This is a genomic window from Plastoroseomonas arctica, from assembly GCF_018128965.1.
Taxonomy (GTDB): domain Bacteria; phylum Pseudomonadota; class Alphaproteobacteria; order Acetobacterales; family Acetobacteraceae; genus Plastoroseomonas; species Plastoroseomonas arctica.
In genome coordinates this window covers 104,709-122,720 of the sequence record NZ_JAAEDH010000005.1, presented here as the reverse complement: position 1 = coordinate 122,720, position 18,012 = coordinate 104,709, and the positions used below count along the sequence as shown (strand labels likewise).

The following is an 18,012-nucleotide window of genomic DNA, read 5'->3' as shown; positions in this document are numbered from 1 at the left end:
GATCCACTTCCTGTCCAGCCAAGCACGGTGATCGCGCGCTTCCTCGCCCTGCCCGGCAATCTGCGCGGCGCCATCCTGATGTCCATCGCCGCGATCGCCTTCACGGTGGAGATCCTGTTCACGCGCTGGATGAGCCAGCGCGGCATCCCCGTCACGACGCAGCTGCTCGCGCGCTCGCTCGGCCAGGTGGTGTGGATCGCGCCGACCATCGCGGCCTCCGGCCTGGCCATCTTCGCCACCCGGCGGCTCGCGCTGCACCTGGTGCGCGGGTTTTCCTCGGTCAGCACCTGGGGGCTGTATTTCCTGTCCTTCGCGCTGCTCGACCTCGCGACAGCGACGGTGCTGTCCTTCACCAACGTGATGTTCACCACGCTCGCCGCGGGTCCGCTGCTGCGCGAGCGCGTCACCGCCGCGCGCTGGGCCGGGACGCTGGCCGGCTTCATGGGCGTCGCCATCATGCTGCGGCCGGGCACGGACATCCCGCTCGGCGGGGCCGCGGCCGCACTCGGTGCGGCGCTGTGCTGGTGCGGGATCACGCTGTCCTCGCGCGCGCTGACGCGCACGGAATCGACGCGCTCGGTGATCGCCTGGGTGGGCCTGATCACCACGCTCTGCGCCACGCCGCTCGCCATCTATTTCTGGCAGCCGATCTCGCTGACGGACGTGCTGATCCTCGCCGCCTTCGGCCTGATTACGCCGACCATCCTGCTGCTGCTGACCGAAGCCTTCCGCGCGGGCGAAGCCTCCGCCGTCGCGCCCTTCCAGTACCTGCGCCTGCCGATCGTCACCCTCGCCGGCTGGCTGATCTTCGCCGAGACACCCGACGCCACCGCCTGGGCCGGCGCGGCTGTCATCCTCGTCGGCGCCACCATCATCACCATTGCCGAGGCGCGGGCGCCGCGATGATCCTCGCCCTCCAGGCATCGCCGCTGGTCGTGCTGGTCGGCCTGCTGCTCTCCGGCCGCGCCGGGCCGGTGCCGGCGGTCCTGGCCGCCCTCGCCCTGTCCATCCCGGCCGCCCTCGCCTCGCTGCCCGCGGGCGCCGGCGCGCTCGACTTCATCGGCACCGAGACGCTGCGCGGCCTCTGGCTCGCCCTGCAGCCCATCGGCGTGATGACCGGCGGGCTGCTGTTCCACGCCGCCACCGCCGCCCCCGCGACCGCGACCACCACCACACCCGAGCCGCGCCGCATCTTCGCCGCCTGCCTGCTCATGGGCACCTTCATGGAGAGCGTGACCGGCTTCGCCGTCGGCGCGGTCTTCGCCCTCGCCGCGCTGCGGTCCATGGGCCTGAACGGCCCCATCGCCGGCGCGATGGCCCTGCTCTCCCTCTGCCTCGTCCCCTGGGGCGGGCTGGGACCCGGCACGCTGCTCGGCGCGACGCTGGTCGGCGTGCCCGTGCAGGCCATGGCGCACGTCATCTCCTACCCCAACGCCGCCTGGCTGCTGATGCTCGGCCCGGTGCTGTGGCACCTCTGCGCGAAGGCGGGCATCGCGGTCCCCGCGCGCGAGAAACTGGCCCAGACCGGCATCCTCGCCGCCTCCGCAACCATCCTGATCGGTGGGCACTGGATCCTGCCCTTCGAAATCCTCGGCATCCTCGCCACCGGGATCCCGCTCCTCGCCGTGCTCTACCAGCTCGACCCGCCGCGCTCGCCCGCCGCCCGCAGCGCCGCACTCCGCACCCTCACCCCCTACCTGATCCTCACCACCGCCCTCCTCGCCGCGCGCCTCATCCCCAGCCCACCCGCGCTCCGCCCCTACGAGACCCTGCCCGCCTTCCCCATCACCCACGTCGCCATCGTGCTCTGGACCGTATCCCTCACGCTCCTCGCACTCCGTCCCAACACGCTCCGCCGCCTGCGCGACACCGCACGCCGCGCGCAAAAACCCGCCGCCGCCCTGCTCCTCTACGTCCTGCTCGCCCGCATCCTCGCCGGCTCCGGCGCCACCACGGCGCTGGCCGAAGCAGCCGCCGCCACGCTCGGCCCCCTCGCCCCCTACGCCATGACCCCCCTCGGCCTCGCCGCAGGCCTCGTCACCGGCAGCAACGTCGGCGCCAACGCGGCCCTCGTCACCGTCCAGGCCGCCCTCGGCGCCGCCGCCAACCTGCCCCCACTCCTCGCCCCGGCCCTGCACAACTTCGCCGGCGGCGCCGGAGCCGGCATGAGCTTCGCCGTCTGCGCGCTGATCTGCGGACTGCTCAACGACGGCACCAAACCCGGCCAACTTTGGCGCCTGCTGCTGCCCTCCTTCGTGGCCATCCTCGCGGCGGGGACGGGGGCGATGCTGGTGATGCGGTGAAGCAAGGCGGGGGGCTTTGCCCCCTCGACCCCCACCAGGATCGTGTCGATCCTGGACCTCCATTCGTTGGTTCTTGGGATTGGGAGGGTTGGTTCTGGGTCGTTGATCCGGAATGCCTGTAATCGGGAGAGGGTGGCCGTCATGCGCTCTCATCTGGTGATCGCTCCCCGGCCACCCTCTCCCGATGACAGGCTCTGATAAAAGCCCAGAGCCCACCTTCCAAGCGCAGGACCAACACACGCAGGGGCCCGGGGATCGGCGCGATCCCCGGCGGGGGTCCAGGGGGCAGCGCCCCCTGGCCTTCCTCCCCGCCACCCTGCACCTTCCCGGTCTCAGCGGCGAAGGGATGGCGGCGATGGTGGAAGCTGCGGCGTTGCGGCATTTGCGGCGGGATGCGGTGTTGAAGGGCGTGATTCGTGCGATCGGCCCCTGCCTGCTCGAGGCGACGCCGCGCGAGCCCTATGAGGCGTTGATCCGCGCCATTGCGCACCAGCAGGTGCATGGGCGTGCGGCGGAGGCGATCCTGGGCCGGTTCATCCAGTTGTTTCCGGGGCCGCATTTTCCGGCCGCGGAGCAGGTGCTGGCGATGCCGGCGGAGGCGCTGCGTGGATGCGGGTTTTCCGGGGCGAAGGTGCTGGCCATTCGCGATATTGCGGAGAAGACCGTGGGCGGGTTGGTGCCGGGTCTGGAGGCGTCGGCGAAGCTGGATGATGCGGCGCTGATCGAGCGGTTGGTGGCGGTGCGCGGGGTGGGGCGCTGGACGGTGGAGATGCTGCTGATCTTCACGCTGGGGCGGCGCGACATCCTGCCGGTGGATGATTTCGGCGTGCGCGACGGCTGGCGCCTGGCCACGAAGGCCGATGCGCAGTTGAAGCCCAAGGAGTTGGCCGCGATCGGCGAGGCCTGGGCGCCCTACCGGTCCATCGCGGCGTGGTATCTGTGGCGGGCGTCGGATGCGGGGAAGAAGGTGAAGGCGGTCGCCTGAGCCGCAGCTCAGTCGAGCTGGCTCATGAAACTGGCGCCTCTCAACAGGCCGAGCTCCATGCCGCTGAATTTGTCACGGAGGTCGGCCTTGGCGTCGGTGACCTCCGCCATGACGTCCCGGTCATCCTGGGTCGTTCTGTCCGTTATATCGCGACACGCCATGTAGTGTTGCAGGTTCGCGCAATGGCCGATTTCATGCAGCATCGTCACTTTCGATTGGCTTCCTGCCAGGCTGATCGCGCAGAAGGAGTCGTAGCCGCTGTTTTCAACGGTGTAGCCGCGGGCGCGCGTCGACGTGCTGTTGCCGAACAGGACGATGACGGGCGGACGCGGAACTTGCGAAATGAGCCGGCCGACTTCGGTTCTCGCTGTCATCGCTCCGGGCGCCGAGGTCCCGTCCCGGCCGTAGGCATCGGCCGCATCGACGAAGAGCGGGCCATTGTGTGAAAAAACCCCGATATCTTCCTTGTCACTCATGCCACCGGCTGGAATGACGGCAAGGCCGATGTTGTAGGGGGCCAGAATTTCGCGCGCCCTCGATACCGACGCCTTAACAAACTGCAAGTCGCTGTTCACGTTGCCGGACGCGATGAACAATCGAACCGTAAGTTGATTGGTGTAGGTTCCAACAATGCGTGGCAGTCCTAGCTGTGGCATGACATCTCAACCCCTCGCGGTCGGGAAGTGGATGAGCCTAACGGCAATATGCGATCGTATCGATCATATCTTCGCTACGTTTCTGTATTTAAATTTTAGCTCTCACGGACCCGTGCGGCACCAGCTCGTCGAGGATCTTCGCCGATGATATGACGCCCGGCACGCCCGCACCCGGGTGCGTGCCGGCGCCCACGAAGTACAGGTCGCGCAGTTCCTCCGACGTGTTGTGCGGGCGAAACCAGGCGCTCTGGAACAGTTGCGGCTGCAGCGAGAAGGCGGCGCCGTTGACCGAGAGCAGCCGGTCCTGGAAATCCTGCGGCGTGAGCATGCGCGAGGTGACGATGGCCTCGCCCAGGCCGGGCATCACCGTCTCCTCCAGGCGCTTCTGGACGGCGGCGCGGTAGGGCTCGGCGTGGGTCGCCCAGTCGGTGCCGCTGCCGAGGTGCGGCACCGGCGCCAGCACATAGAAGGCATCGCACCCCGGAGGCGCAAGCGAGGGATCGTTCGCGGTGGGGCGGTGGAGGTAGAGCGAGAAATCATCCGACAGGATCTTCCGCTGGAAGATGTCCTTCAGCAGCGCCCCGTAGCGCGGGCCAAGCACCATCGTGTGGTGGTAGACATCCTCGAAGCGCCGGTTTGTGCCAAAGTACCAGACGAACAGGCTCATCGAGAATTTGGCGCGCTTGAACTTCGCGTCGGTCCAGCGGCGGCGCGGGTGCTTGGCCAGCAGCTTCGTGTAGGTCCAGGCGACATCGGCGTTGGAGACGACGATGTCGCTGGCGATGGTTTCGCCGGATGCGAGGCGCACGCCGGTGGCCCGCGTGCCATCGGTGGTGATCTCGGCGACCTCGGCGTCGCAGATGAGGCGCCCGCCCTGACCTTCGGCAAGGGTCACGAGACCCTTCACCAGCGCGCCGGTGCCGCCCATCGCGTAGTGCACGCGGTGCTTCCGCTCCAGGTGCTGGATCAGGCAGTAATAGGCCGTGGTGGTGAAGGGGTTTCCGCCGATCAGCAGCGGATGGAAGCTGAAGGCAATGCGCAGCTTCTCGTTGCGGAAATAGCGGCTGATCTTGGAATAGACCGAGAAGGCGCCGCCCAGGCGGATCAGGTCCGGCGCGCTCTTCAGCATGGTCGTGAATTTATGGAAGGGCTGGTCGGCGAGCTCCGCGAAGGCAATGCGGTAGATCTCGGCGCTGTCGCGGATGTAGCGCTCATAGCCCGGCAGGTCGGCCGGTTCGAAGCGGGCGACCTCGGCCCGCATCGCCTCGTCATCGGCGGTGCAGGCGAAGGTGGAGCCATCGTCGAAGCGGATCTTGTAGAAGGGGTCGATGCTGCGCAGGTCGATGTCGTCGCTCAGCTTTCGGCCGCACAGCGCCCATAATTCCTCGAGCAGGTAGGGCGCGGTGATGATCGTGGGCCCGGCGTCGAAGGTGAACCCGTCCTGATGGTAGGTGTAGGCCCGCCCGCCCGGCGCATCGAGTTTCTCCAGGATCGTCACCCGCCAGCCGCGCGCACCCAGTCGCACCGCGCCGGCGAGGCCCCCGAAGCCCGAGCCGATGATGATGGCGTGCGGCCGCGGGTCGGTGGTGACGGCATCGGGCATGTGGTTCCTCCGCGAAGTCTCGCGCTTCGCTCTCGATCAAGGCCGCTCAGGTGGCGACCGCGGGCGCCATCGCAAGGATAGGCCGAAAGCCACCGCACGTGACAATGCGACAGGCGCAGGAAACCTCCCGGTCGCATTCGGGTTGCGGAAAGATTGCATGGCGGTTATCTAACCGCGCTATTGTCCGGAGTTGATCAAGATGCCCGATTGGGTTGTGCCGCTGCTGCAGGTTCTGATGATCGATGTCGTCCTCGCGGGCGACAACGCGATCGTCGTGGGCATGGCGGCCGCGGGCCTCGCGCCCGAACAGCGGCGCAAGGCCATCCTGTGGGGCATCATCGCCGCGACCGTGATGCGCATCGCCTTCGCCTCCATCACCGCGCAGCTTCTCGCGATCGTCGGCATCACCCTGGTCGGCGGGCTGCTGCTGGTGTGGGTGTGCTGGAAGATGTACCGCGAGCTGCGCCGCCCGAACCACGCCGCACATGCCGACCTGGACGGCGCAGCCGCGCCCCAGGGCAAGACCATGCGCCAGGCGATCATCCAGATCCTGGTCGCCGACATCTCGATGAGCCTCGACAACGTCCTCGCCGTCGCCGGCGCGGCGAAGGACCACCCCTACATCCTGATCGTCGGCCTCGCGATCTCGGTCGTGCTGATGGGCGTCGCTGCCTCGCTCATCGCCAACCTGCTGACGAAGCACAAGTGGATCGCCTGGGTCGGCCTGCTCATCATCGTCTACGTGGCCTTCGACATGATCCTGTCGGGCTCGGTGGAGGTCGCGAACCAGGTGCCGGAGAACTACGCCTTCCTGATGCTGCCCATGGGCTTCCTCGCGCGGCCGGACATCTTCCCGGCATGGCTCTGGGTCGCGGCGACGCTGGTGCAACTCGTCATCTACACCACCATCGTCACCTTCGTGGGCGGCCTGGTGCGCGACGCCCAGCGCGGCCCGGAACGGGCGCATGGCTGAAAACTTGCCGTAGTTTAACAATTCTACGGGCGGCGGGCGGCGCGCCGCCGCTTTACTCCCGCAGGGCTCGTGCTAATCGCTTCGGCCAACGCAACACCACGCTCGCCGGAGACGTCGCCTCATGGATCTCAACGCCCTCTGGGAGAGCTGGAACTGGTTCACGCTCACCGAAATCCTCGGCGTGAACATCATCCTCTCGGGCGACAACGCCGTCCTGATCGCACTCGCCGCCGCCGGCCTGCCCGCCGCCCAGCGCCAGAAGGCCATCATGATCGGCATGGTGCTGGCAGTCGTCCTGCGCATCATCCTCAGCCTCGCCGCCGTGCAGCTCCTCGCCATCCCCGGCCTGCTCATGGTCGGTGGCCTGCTGCTGCTCTGGATCGCCTACGGCTTCTTCAAGGAGCTCCGCACCGAGGACAAGGCCAACGAGGCCGGCACCCACACGCCCCATGAAGTGAAGACGATGGCGGTCGCCCTCCGCCAGATCGTCATCGCCGACGTGTCGATGAGCCTCGACAACGTCCTCGCCGTCGCCGGCGCCGCGCATGGCAACACGCCCATGCTCATCCTCGGCCTGATCATCTCCATCCTGCTGATGGGCCTCGCCGCCACGCTCATCTCCAAGCTGCTCGAGCGCTACCGCTGGATCGCCTATGTCGGCGTCGCACTCATCGTCTGGATCGGCCTGAAGATGATTTACGAGGACAGCCACCGCCTGCTCGGGCTGATGGGCCACTGATGCACCCGGCGCGACTGATCACGCTCGCGCTGCTCACCGCACTCGCCGGCTGCGCGCCGGTCGACGAAGGCGACCTCCTCACGCCCGGCACCCGCGCCGGGCGGCCGAGCCTCGACGAAGTCGCCGCGCGCCTGCCCGACGCCATCGCCGGCTTCAAACGCGACACCGTCACCGAATACGAAACCCGCCAGCCCGGCTACGGCATCGCCGTCGCCTACGGGCGCGACGACCTCGACGCCATCGGCACCGTCTTCCTCTACGACCGCGGCCTCGGCGCCGTGCCCTCCGACCCGCAAGGCCCCCACCTGGCCGCGGAATTCGACCGCCTGATGCAGGAAATCCTGGCCGCGCCGAACGGCCGCACAGTCCGCAACCTGCACGAACGCACCCGCTTCGACCTGGCCGTGCCACAAGGCCGAGCCCTCCGCTGCGTCGAACTCGAAGGCGAAATGAGCCGCGAATCCATCCGACGCACCATCTGCCTCGGCGGCGCGGCAGGACACTTCCTGCAAGCCCAAGTCACGATCGCCGACACCAACCCCACCCCCGCCGACCCGCGCGCCTTCGCGACGGCAGTCGCGAGGGCGGCGCGCGTGCGAAGGTAAGCAAGGCCAGGGGCTTTGCCCCTGGACCCCACCAGGATCGTGTCGATCCTGGACCTCCATTTGTTGGTTCCTGGATTGGGAAAGGTTGAGCCTCGCCGAAGGCGAGCCGGGTTGGGGAGGGGGCGCGCGGCGGTTCCCGCGGCGAGGGAAACTCCCTCGATGCGCCCCCTCCCCAACCCGCCTCATCACCGCAAGCACACCCCTCCCCAACCCAGGACCAGCACATGCAGGGGCCCGGGGATCGGCGCGATCCCCGGCGGGGGTCGAGGGGGCAGCGCCCCCCGCCTTTCTTGCCTTCCTACCCCCGCCGTCTCGCGATCACCGCCACGGGGCCGCCGCCGTCGGGGCCTTGGTGTTCGGCGCCGCCGGAGACGAAGAGGGTGGTGCGTCCGGTGGTGGCGGCGATGACGCCGCCGACGAGGGCGCGGGCGTGGCGTGTGGCGTTGATATCGCTGTCGTCGTTCATGGTGTGGCGGGCGCCGCGGATGGTGCCGTGGGTGCTGGGTTCGGCCTTGGCAAGGATGGCGATGAGGCGGGCTTCTTCGTGGGCGGGGAGTTGGCCATCTTGGGGGATGAGGTCGGCGGCGTGGAGGGCGCGGTGGAGGGCGGGGGTGTCGATGGCGTCGGCCATGACCTCGTGGGTGATGGTCAGGTCGCCGGCCCAGGCGGTGCTGGTGCCGAGGATGAGGATTTCGTTGCGCATGAGTTCGACGCCGGCGGAGGCGGAGGCACGGCGGGAGAACAGGGTGGTATCGGCGCCGATGACCGTGTCGGAGAGCGCGGTTTCGGGGATTTCGTTCAGGGCGAGGGCGACGCCGAGGGCTGATGCGCCGCGCGAGAGGCCCATGGAATGGTAGGTGTCGTGGGTAGCGACGGAGTGGCCTCGGGCCTGGGCGTCGGCGATGCGTTCGCTGGTGAGCAGCGGGCATTTGATTTGCACGAAGTGGATGGTGTCGAACTGGGTGGCGGCGGCGCGGATGGCGGCGGCGGTGGCGTGGATCTGCGCCATGCGGCCGATTTCTTCGGGGGCGAAGTCGCGGGTGAAGGCGGTGGCCATGGCGAGCGCGCCGGCGGCGTTTGAGGGTGCGTCGGTCTGGGCGGTGGCGAGGATGAGGAAGTGTGGTGAGAGGCCACCTTCCGTGCCGCCGGACATCACCATGGCGATGCGGTCATGGCTGTCGGGGCCGAGCAGCTGGGTCAGGGATTGGACGGCGTAGGCGCGGGTGAAGTCGTTCACACAGCCATTGCCTTCGGTCTTGCCGAGGATCGCGGTGATGGTGCGTGGGTCGAGTTCGCCCGAGGCGATCAGCGCCGCGATCCCGCTGACGTCGCCGGGGTGGCGCATCGGGACTCGGAACGCCTGGGCCAGACGTGTCATGCGTGGGGAAGCCGCGCTGCGGCGCGCTCGGTGGCGGCGCGGCGGCGGGCCATGAAGTTCGCCGATTTTGCCCGCGCGGCGGCGAGGATTTCGGGCGGCGCGGTGTCCGGCGTGCCGGAGTCGTAGGGCGGCGCGGGGTCGTATTCGAGCTGCAGCTGGATCTCCTGCGCGGCCTCAGGCCCAGCGAGTTCGGCAACGACGGTCAGCGCGAAATCGATGCCGGAGGTGACGCCGGCGCCGGTGATGCGGTTGCGGTCGCGCACGACGCGCTCGTGCGTGGGGATGGCGCCGAGCAGCGCGAGCTGGTCGATCGAGGACCAGTGCGACGTGGCCCGGTAGCCGGTCAGCAGGCCGGCGGCCGCCAGCACCAGCGACCCGGTGCAGACCGAGGTGACGAGGGTGCAGGTCTCGGCAATGCGGCGGAGGAAGTCGAGCGTCTCGTCATCTTCCATCAGGGCGACCTGGCCGGGGCCGCCGGGGACGCAGATGAGATCCAGCGTCGGGCAATCGGCGAAGGTCGTGGTGGGCAGGATGGTCAGCGTGCGGTCGGATGGAACCGGGTCGCGCGTCTTCCAGATCAGGTGGAGTTCGGCGCCCGGCATGCGCGCGAAGACCTCGGCCGGGCCGGTGAGGTCCAGCTGCGTCAGGTTGGGGAACAGCAGAAGGCCGATTCGGGTGGTGGGCATGGGTGGCACCTTGCGGATGGTCTTCCGCATTGGGCCCCGACATGGCCGGCGTGTCGACCTGCTAGGCAGCCTTCGGCGCGTGGTGGCTGTGCAGCCTGGCGCCGAGCATGCGCCGCACGTCGTTGAACTCGGGGCTGGAGACATCGCGCGGCCGCGGCAGCTCGATCCGCACCTCGCTTGCGATGCGGCCCGGCCCCGGCTCCATCACCACCACGCGGTCGGCGAGGAAGATCGCCTCCTCGATCGAGTGGGTGACGAACAGCACAGTCAGCCCGGTGCGCTGCCAGATATCCAGCAGCTCATCCTGCAGCCGTTCGCGCGTCATCGCGTCAAGCGCGCCGAAGGGCTCGTCCATCAGCACCATCTCGGCGTCGTTCGCCAGCACGCGCGCGATGGCGACGCGCTGCTTCATCCCGCCCGAAAGCTGGTGCGGCCAGACATTGGCGAACTTCCCCAACCCGATCATGTCCACGAAGCGATCGACGGTCGCGCTGACTTCGCCGGCCGGGCGGCCACGCGATTTCGGGCCGAAGGCGATGTTATCCTTCACCGTCAGCCACGGAAACAGCCCGTAATCCTGGAACACCATGCCGCGGTCGGGCGCCGGGCCCTCGATCGGCTTGCCCCACATCAGCGCCTCGCCCGAGGTCACGCCTTCGAACCCCGCCACGATGCGCAGCAGCGTGGATTTCCCGCACCCTGAGGCGCCGATCAGGCAGATGAATTCCCCCTTGGCCACCGTGAGGTTCGCGTCGCGCAGCGCGTCGATCACCTGGCCTTGCAGGGTGAAGCGCTTGGAGACCGATTTGATCTCGAGGATGGGGATCTCAGCCATGGTGCTGCGGGCTCCAGCGAAGCGCGCGCTGCATCAGCGCGAGGATGACGCGGTCGGACAGATAGCCGGCGATGCCGATGACGATCATGCCGCAGATCACCAGCTCGGTGCGCGATAGCGTGCGTCCGTCCATGATCACCGCGCCCAGGCCCTGCGGCACCCCGGTCATCTCGCCCACCACGATGACGAACCAGGCCAAGCCCAGCCCCAGCCGCAGCCCGGTGAAGATGGAGGGCATCGCGGCCGGCAGCACGACCTTGAAGGTCTGCGCGTTCCCCCGGCAACCCAGCATGGACGCCGCCTCAAACAGGCGAGGCTCCACGCCGCGCACGCCGAAGATGGTGTTCAGCAGGATGGGGTAGAAGGCGCCGAGGAAGACCAGGAAGAACGCGGACGTCGCGCCAAGCCCGAACAGGATCATCGACAGCGGCAGCCAGGCGGTGACCGGGATCGGCCGCATCAGCTGCAGGAAGGGATCGAGCAGGTCGCGCACCAGCGGCACCCGCCCGATCATGATGCCGAGCGGCACCGCCACCAGCGCGGCGAGGATGAAGCCGCCATAGACGCGGCTCGCGGAGGCCAGCAGATGCTGGTGCAGCGTGGCGGAAAAGGCGTCGTCCCAGATGCCGCCCCAGGCGAAATCCACCATGTATTCGGCGACGGCGTAGGGCGACGGGATGAGGCGGCTCATGCCGGCCTTCACCGCCAGGTGCCAGCCGAGCAGCAGCAGCGCGGGGACGATCAGGGCGAGCCCGAATTGTCGCAGGCGGCCAAGGGCCGCGCTGGGGCGGCGCACGGTGGGGATGGGGGCGGTGAGTGTCAGGTCGGACATGGGAACTCCCTTGACAGCGTGGGGGTATGAATTCCCCGAAACCCCCTTCTTTTATTTTTATCTATTGGTGCTGGTTGTTGGGTCAGCACCAATAAATCAAAAATAAAAGAATGGGGGTCTGGGGGAAATTCATTTCCCCCAGTCTTGCTTCACGCAGACGCCAGCGCATTCGAGAAACTCGGGTTCAGGAACTTCCCAAAGTCGGGAAGCTGCCGGATCTGGCGCATCTCCAGCATCTGCTGCCCGTAGGTGCGCGCCTGCGCCATCACCGTGTCATCCAGCCGCCAGATGTATTCCACGTTGTCCGCGCCCAGCGCCTGATCCACCGCGGCGCGCTGGGCGCCGAGGATGCGCACCGTCGCTTCCGCCACTTCCGCGCGGTTCGCCATCATGTGTTCGCTCGCGCGGCGATGGATGCCGAGCATGGTGCGCACCAGCGCCGGGTCGGCCGCGATCAGCGCCTCGGAGGTGGCGAAGATCATGTTCAGGCCGCCCATCGCCGTCGCATAGGGGTACTCGACCAGCTGGCCGACGCCGGAGGAGATGGACAGGCCCGGGCCCGGCTCGGCGCCGACATAGGCGTCGATGTCGCCGCGCGAGAGCATCGCGTGCATCTCGCCGAAGGGCACGCGCACGGCGGTGATGTCGCGTACGGTCATGCCGGACTGGCGCAGGCGTTCGAGGATGAAGACCTCCTGCGTCGACCCCGGCCAGATGCCCACGCGCTTGCCGCGCAGGTCGCCGATGGCGCGGATGGTGGAGCCGGCCTTGCTGACCACGCCCATGCCGCGGTTGCAGAAGGCGCCGACCACGACGACGGGCTCGCCGGCGGCCGCGCCGAGCATGCCGGCCGCGATGCCGAAGCCGCCGAAATCGACCGAGCGCGTGACGACGGCGTTCTTGCCGTCGGTCGGGCTGTCGAAGGTGGTGATCTCGATGGTGAGGCCCGGGGGGGCGAAGCGCTGGTAGAAATGCGGCGTCATCGAATGGATGAGGCGGAGCGAGCCCATCTTCACGGTGCGCGGCGCCTGGGCATTGGCGATGTGCGGCGCGGCGAGCGTGGCGGCACCGGCCGCGAGGAGGGTACGGCGATCGATCATGGTGTGCTCTCCAGGGTGAGGGATGTGAGATAGGCGCGCCAGCCACCGTGGTGGCTGATGTCGGTGGCGCCGTGCAGGCCTTCGGGTTCGACGAGGAACCCCTTGGGTCGGCTGCCATCGGCGAGCAGCAAGGTGCCGATGCCGAGCGGCGCGGGGATGCTCGCGACGAAGGACGCGAAGCCCTCCGGCGGCAGCGCCCAGACTTCGGTGGCGATGGCGGTGCCCGTGCCAGGTGCCACGCGGATCAGCCCCGGCCGGCGCGGCGGGCCGCCGGGCAGCGCGTAGAGGCGGTAGCAGTCCTCGGTGGCAACGGCGCGCAGCAGCCGCGCGTCGCGGCTGGTGAGTTCGTGGTTGAGCGCGAGGCCCGAGAGATGCGCGCCCACGACCGCGAGTTCGATCATGCCGCCTCTCCCAGATAGCGCGCGGCGAGCCGCGCGAGCCGCGCATCCGACCCGAAGGGTCCGATGAAGGTGACGCCCGCAGGCAGGCCATCTGGGCGGCGCGGCCCGGGCACGGCGATGGCGGCAAGGCCCAGCAGGTTAACGAAATTGGTGTAGGTGCCGAGCCGCGCATTGGGCCCGATGCGGTCCGCTTCGAGCGCCGCGAGCGTGGGGAATTGCGGCACGGAGGGCAGCACCAGCGCGTCGATGTGATCCCAGACCCTTTCGCTGGCCCGGCGCAGCGCCGCGAACTGGTGCTGGGCGCGGAAAACGTCGGTCGCGGTGAAGCGGTCGGCGTTGAGGGTGATCGCACGCACCGTGGGATCGACCGCGTCGAGATTGGCGCGCAGGAATTCGCCGAAGCTCGCATCGCGCTCGGCGACAAGGGCGCTCTCGTAGAGCATGCGCGCGATGGCGAGGAAGGGTGCGATGTCGGGTGCCGAGACATCCGGCGCGAGCGCCGCAAGGCCGGGCAGCGCGGACTCCCAGGCGGCCTCGGCCTCGGGCTCGTCGAAGATCAGCTCGGACAAGGCGGGGATGCCGAGACGCTCGACCGGTGTGGCGTCATCCGCCGGAAAGGGTTTTGCGAAGGGGTCGTCGCCATCATAGCCGCGCATGACGTCAAAGACCGCCCAGGCCTCGCCGGCGCCCTGCGCGAAAACCGAGACGCAATCCAGGCTGCGGCAGGCCGGCACCACGCCGCGCGAGGACACCGCCCCCGGCGAGGGCTTCAGCCCGACGATCCCGTTCAGCGCCGCCGGCACCCGCCCCGACCCCGCCGTATCCGTGCCCAGCGCAAACGGCACCAGCCCGCGAGCCACCGCGACGGCGCTGCCCGACGAGGAGCCACCCGGCACCCGCAGCGGATCGGCGCTGTTGCGCGGCACCGGATGCGGCGTGCGGACGCCGACCAGGCCTGTCGCAAACTGGTCGAGGTTCGTCTTGGCGACCGGGATGGCGCCGGCGGCGCAAAGCCGCGCGACGGCGGGGGCATCGGCGCCAGGCGTATAGGCGAAGGCCGGGCAGGCCGCGGTGGTCGGGCGCCCCGCCACATCGATATTGTCCTTCACCGCGAAGGGCACGCCCCAGAGCGGATAGGCGACGGGATCATAGGGCGGCAGGCGCCCGGCCTCCTCCATCAGCAGCGCCAGTGGGATGACGTCGAGGAAGATGCCGGGATCGTCGCAGGCGGTTATTGCCGCATGGGTCGCGGCCAGCAGTTCGGCCGGCCGCTCGCCGTCGGCATAGGCGTCCAGGTAGCCTGCGATGGTGCGAGGGGGCGGCGCGGTCATGCACCTCCCCATGCAATGCGTGCGCCAACAACCATGCGCCCAAATCATGCGCGTTCTCAGGGGCTTATGCGACAGGCGCCCGATTGCGAAGTGCAAGATGTATGCACGGATGCCCCAGGTGCTGATTTCTGCCTAATTATCACTCAACTTGCGCGCGCCATACTGATCCACGCCGCCTCGGTAAGACCCAGGTGTCGCCGCGCGGCACTCGCGGCGGTAACCCCGTCCGCACGGGCGATCGCCGTCAGGATCTCGCCATGCTCCGCATGGGATTTCTGCAGCCGCTCCGGCGCCTCCAGCTGCGAGGCCCGGAATGGCGCCAGGCGCTGCCGCGTCGCACCCGCCAGCTCCGCCAGGTAGTCATTGCCCGCCCCGGCGTAGAGCCGGCGATGGAACTCCACATTCGCCGCACGGTATTCGGCGAGGTGCGAGTGCCGCACCATCTCCGCCATGCCCGCATGCAGCTGGTCCAGCGCGCGCCGGTCGCGCGCCGACATCGAGCCGGCACACAGCGTGGCGGCCAGCGCCTCGAGCTCCGCCATCACACGGAACATCCCGTGCAGCCGCTCCACATCGGGGCGCGCCACCACAGCGCCGCGGCGGGGGCGATGCTCGACCAACCCGGTGGCACCCAGCTGGCGCAGCGCCTCGCGTACCGGGGTGCGGGAGACCGAGAATTCGGCCGCGAGCTGCACCTCCTCCAGCGCGGTGCCGGGCAGGCGCTCACCCGCCACGATCTGCTCGGCCAGCGTGGCCGCCAGCGTTTCGGCAAGCGTGGGGCGCGGAATGCGCGGCCGGCGCGGCATCAGGGTCACGGTCATGGCGCGAGCCTAGCGAATCCCGGGCCGCCCGGCCTCACTCATCCGCCCAGGGCGGCGTCGGGTCCGGCTTGCGGCCGCGCACCATCCGCCCGCGCGCGAGCTCCGTCACCACGCCGTGCAGCGTGCGCAGCTCCTGCTCCGTCACCTGGCCGCGCAGGAACCAGTGCCGCAGGTTGCGCACCATCAAGGGTCGCTTGTGCGCGGTCTCCAGGAAGCCGCAAGCATCGAGCTCGCTCACCAGCCGGTCGAGAAACGCCTCCAGCGAGCCCTTGGTCGCGACATGCGTCTCGTTGGTCACGAACACCCGCGCGGGCGTGGGCTCCTCAGCCGTCCACCATTCATAGGCGAGGATCATCACCGCCTGGGCCAGGTTGAGCGACATGTGCGCAGGGTTGAGCGGATAGCGGATCAGCGTGTCACAGCAGGCGAGGTCATCGGCGGTGAGCCCTGCCCGCTCCGGCCCGAACAGGATCGCCGCGCGCTGGCCCTCGGCGTTGATGGCGCGAAGATCACCGGCGGCGGCGCGCGCGGTCAGCGTCTCGATGATCACATGGCGTGGCCGCGGACAGGTGCCCATCACGCGGTGGCAATCGGCGACGGCAGAGGGGATGTCGGGGAAGACCTCGGCCGCGTCGAGGATACGATCGGCGCCCGAGGCCATGCGCCAGGCGACCGCTTGCGGCCAGCCATCGCGCGGTGCCACCAGGCGCAGGTGGAACAGCCCGCCATTGGCCATGGCCCGAGCCGCGGCGCCGATGTTCTCGGCCATCTGCGGGCGCACCAGCACCACCACCGGGCTTTCGCCCGGCGGAGCGGCAAGGTCGGCGCCGCCCTCGCGGCCGGTCAAGGAAGCAAGGCTGGGGAAAGGAATTTCCCCAGACCCCATTCTTTTACTTTTGGCTCCTGGGGACTCATGCGCGGAGGTCGTTGCGGCACGCTGTGGTGAAGTCGGTCAGGAAGTCGTTCTTTCGCGACTTGAAGTCGGGGCGCTGGGCGAAATCCTCGTTGGGGTCGTAGTAGGTCTCGATGATCCTCCGGATCACCGCCTCGGCGGCCTCGATCACCGACGGCGGCGCGAAGAGTCGGATCTTGCTGAACACGGCCGTGAGATGGACGATCTTCGTCGGATCCTCCATCGCATGCGTCATGGCATCGACGTAGAGCTTCGCAGCCTCGTCGATGAACTCGCCATACAGCCGCTCCTGCCGCGTCGCCTCCTGCGCACGCCGCTGCGCGCGGTCCTGGTGCCGCTGGGTGAGCCAAGTGGTGGCGAGCGACGCCAAGGCGCCGATCGCGGAGCCCAACAGCGCGGAAAGGGCAGACAGGTAGGCGGCGTTCATGCCTGCCGCTTCAGCTTCGCCGCCATGTCGTCCCCTGCGGGCCGTCTTCCAAGGTGATGCCCTGCGCGAGCAGCCCGGCGCGGATGCGATCCGCTTCGGCAAAGTCCCGCGCCTTCCGCGCCGCGAGCCGTGCCGCGATGGCGGCCTCGATGGCGCCGGCATCCACCCCACCCTGCAACCAATCCGACGGCGCCGCCTGGAACAGCCCCAGCGTGCCCGCCGCGATGCGGAAGGCCGCCGCCGCCTCGCCCGGCGCCGGCGCCCAGTTCTGGCCGATACGCGTGGTCACCGCGGTCGCGCTGCCGCCGATGGTCGCGGTGTTCTCCAGCGTGCGCAGGTCGCGCAGGCGCGTCAGCATGCCCGCGGTGTTGAGGTCGTCCTGCAAAGGCGCCATCGCCCATTCGGCCATTGTCTCGATCAGTGCGCCATCGGCAGCCGGTGCGCGCGCCAACATGGCGTAACCATCATCGAGCTCCGCCTTGGCTTCGTCCAACCCGCCCTGGGTGAAGTCCAACGCCTGGCGGTAGTGCGTCTTGAGCAGCAGCAGCCGAAAGGCCTCGCCGGCCCAGGGACCGCGCGCCAAAATGTCGCGCACGGTGAGGAAATTGCCCAGCGACTTCGACATCTTCTCGCCGTCCACGAGCAGCATGCCGTTGTGCATCCAGAAGCGCGCGAAGCGGCTGCCGGGAAAGGCGCAGGCCGACTGCGCCAGCTCGTTCTCGTGGTGCGGGAACAGCAGGTCGGCACCGCCGCCATGGATGTCGAACTCCTCGCCCAGATAGCGCCAGGACATCGCCGAGCATTCGATATGCCAGCCCGGTCGCCCACGCCCCCAGGGGCTGTCCCAGCCCGGCGTCTCCACATCGGAGGGCTTCCACAGCACGAAATCCCCCTGGTCGCGCTTGTAGGGCGCGGGGTCGATGCGCGCGCCGGCCAGCAGCTCATCGGGCGCGCGGCCGGACAGCGCGCCATAGGCGGCAAACGAGGGCACGGAGAACAGCACATGGCCTTCCGCCGCATAGGCGTGGCCGTTGGCGATCAGCTTCTCGATGATTGCGATCATCTGCGCGATGTTGTCGGTGGCGCGCGGTTCCTCATCAGGCGGCAGCGAACCGAGTGCGGCCATGTCGCGATGGAAATCCGCGGTCGTGCGCGCGGTGATCGCGGCGATCGGCTCGCCGGATTCACGCGCGCGGGCGTTGATCTTGTCCTCCACGTCGGTGATGTTCCGCACATAGGTCACGCGCGGATACAGCCGCCGCAGCAGCCGCACCAGCACGTCGAACACCACCACCGGGCGCGCATTGCCCAGATGTGCCAGGTCATAGACGGTGGGCCCGCAGACATAGAGGCGGACGTGATCGGGATCGATCGGGATGAAGTCCTGGCGCTCGCGCGCCGCGGAATTGTGAATCTGGAGCATC

Annotated in this window: 18 protein-coding genes and 1 pseudogene; 6 read left to right on the top strand and 13 right to left on the bottom strand. The window is 68.8% G+C overall.

The genetic code is table 11. The features are described 5' to 3' along the window. Positions 1-27: 27 nt before the first annotated feature. From GXW79_RS06490 to GXW79_RS06480, 3 genes are all read left to right on the top strand, one after another. Positions 28-906: a DMT family transporter gene (locus GXW79_RS06490; RefSeq protein ID WP_367614820.1), complete on the top strand. Its 879-nt coding sequence runs from the start codon at positions 28-30 to the stop codon at positions 904-906. Next, positions 903-2,303 carry an L-lactate permease gene (locus GXW79_RS06485; protein WP_211873538.1) on the top strand — a complete coding sequence of 467 codons (1,401 nt, stop codon included), beginning with the start codon at positions 903-905 and terminating at the stop codon, positions 2,301-2,303. Before GXW79_RS06490 ends, GXW79_RS06485 begins: the two co-directional genes overlap by 4 nt. Before the next feature lie 355 nt (positions 2,304-2,658). Then, the gene (locus GXW79_RS06480; RefSeq protein ID WP_211873537.1) at positions 2,659-3,288 is read left to right on the top strand and encodes a DNA-3-methyladenine glycosylase family protein; all 630 of its coding nucleotides are present in this window, start codon (positions 2,659-2,661) and stop codon (positions 3,286-3,288) included. A gap of 8 nt (positions 3,289-3,296) precedes the next feature. Here GXW79_RS06480 and GXW79_RS06475 read toward each other — a convergent pair whose 3' ends face one another. Further along, positions 3,297-3,944 (bottom strand): hypothetical protein, encoded by a 648-nt coding sequence (locus tag GXW79_RS06475; protein ID WP_211873536.1) that lies wholly within the window; start codon positions 3,942-3,944, stop codon positions 3,297-3,299. Positions 3,945-4,032: 88 nt separating this feature from the next. Next, a complete protein-coding gene (locus GXW79_RS06470) occupies positions 4,033-5,547 on the bottom strand; it encodes a phytoene desaturase (RefSeq protein WP_211873535.1) in 1,515 nt (504 codons plus the stop codon). Between the two features lie 199 nt (positions 5,548-5,746). On the opposite strand from GXW79_RS06470, the pseudogene GXW79_RS06465 reads away from it, so the two are divergent. From GXW79_RS06465 to GXW79_RS06455, 3 genes and pseudogenes are all read left to right on the top strand, one after another. Then, positions 5,747-6,343: pseudogene (locus tag GXW79_RS06465) on the top strand (TerC family protein); the annotation flags it as partial. 298 nt (positions 6,344-6,641) lie between these two features. Further along, a complete protein-coding gene (locus GXW79_RS06460) occupies positions 6,642-7,259 on the top strand; it encodes a YjbE family putative metal transport protein (RefSeq protein WP_211873534.1) in 618 nt (205 codons plus the stop codon). Then, positions 7,259-7,864 carry a hypothetical protein gene (locus GXW79_RS06455; RefSeq protein WP_211873533.1) on the top strand — a complete coding sequence of 202 codons (606 nt, stop codon included), beginning with the start codon at positions 7,259-7,261 and terminating at the stop codon, positions 7,862-7,864. The genes GXW79_RS06460 and GXW79_RS06455 overlap by 1 nt, the downstream gene beginning before the upstream one ends. 298 nt (positions 7,865-8,162) lie before the next feature. On the opposite strand, the gene atzD is transcribed toward GXW79_RS06455, so the two are convergent. The 11 genes from atzD to cysS all read right to left on the bottom strand — a co-directional run bounded on the left by atzD (position 8,163) and on the right by cysS (position 18,011). Then, positions 8,163-9,242: a cyanuric acid amidohydrolase gene (gene atzD / locus GXW79_RS06450; RefSeq protein ID WP_211873532.1), complete on the bottom strand. Its 1,080-nt coding sequence runs from the start codon at positions 9,240-9,242 to the stop codon at positions 8,163-8,165. Further along, positions 9,239-9,928, bottom strand: a complete 690-nt coding sequence (locus GXW79_RS06445; protein ID WP_211873531.1) for a DJ-1/PfpI family protein — start codon at positions 9,926-9,928, stop codon at positions 9,239-9,241. The genes atzD and GXW79_RS06445 overlap by 4 nt, the downstream gene beginning before the upstream one ends. Positions 9,929-9,989: 61 nt before the next feature. Then, positions 9,990-10,763 (bottom strand): ABC transporter ATP-binding protein, encoded by a 774-nt coding sequence (locus tag GXW79_RS06440; protein ID WP_211873530.1) that lies wholly within the window; start codon positions 10,761-10,763, stop codon positions 9,990-9,992. Continuing rightward, positions 10,756-11,595 (bottom strand): ABC transporter permease, encoded by an 840-nt coding sequence (locus GXW79_RS06435; protein ID WP_211873529.1) that lies wholly within the window; start codon positions 11,593-11,595, stop codon positions 10,756-10,758. Before GXW79_RS06435 ends, GXW79_RS06440 begins: the two co-directional genes overlap by 8 nt. Positions 11,596-11,744: 149 nt before the next feature. Beyond that, the gene (locus tag GXW79_RS06430; protein ID WP_211873528.1) at positions 11,745-12,695 is read right to left on the bottom strand and encodes an ABC transporter substrate-binding protein; all 951 of its coding nucleotides are present in this window, start codon (positions 12,693-12,695) and stop codon (positions 11,745-11,747) included. Further along, positions 12,692-13,096: an allophanate hydrolase-related protein gene (locus GXW79_RS06425; RefSeq protein ID WP_211873527.1), complete on the bottom strand. Its 405-nt coding sequence runs from the start codon at positions 13,094-13,096 to the stop codon at positions 12,692-12,694. Before GXW79_RS06425 ends, GXW79_RS06430 begins: the two co-directional genes overlap by 4 nt. Then, entirely contained in the window at positions 13,093-14,427 is a 1,335-nt protein-coding gene (gene atzF, locus GXW79_RS06420; protein ID WP_211873526.1) for an allophanate hydrolase, read from the bottom strand. The genes GXW79_RS06425 and atzF overlap by 4 nt, the downstream gene beginning before the upstream one ends. A gap of 143 nt (positions 14,428-14,570) precedes the next feature. Beyond that, entirely contained in the window at positions 14,571-15,248 is a 678-nt protein-coding gene (locus GXW79_RS06415) for a GntR family transcriptional regulator (protein WP_211873525.1), read from the bottom strand. Between the two features lie 34 nt (positions 15,249-15,282). Further along, on the bottom strand, positions 15,283-16,095 hold the full coding sequence (locus GXW79_RS06410) for an RNA methyltransferase (RefSeq protein ID WP_211873524.1): 813 nt from the start codon (positions 16,093-16,095) through the stop codon (positions 15,283-15,285). 64 nt (positions 16,096-16,159) lie between these two features. Next, positions 16,160-16,588, bottom strand: a complete 429-nt coding sequence (locus GXW79_RS06405; RefSeq protein ID WP_211873523.1) for a hypothetical protein — start codon at positions 16,586-16,588, stop codon at positions 16,160-16,162. A gap of 10 nt (positions 16,589-16,598) precedes the next feature. Then, complete coding sequence (gene cysS / locus GXW79_RS06400) at positions 16,599-18,011, bottom strand: cysteine--tRNA ligase (protein WP_211873522.1); 1,413 nt, start codon at positions 18,009-18,011, stop codon at positions 16,599-16,601. Position 18,012 lies beyond the last annotated feature (1 nt).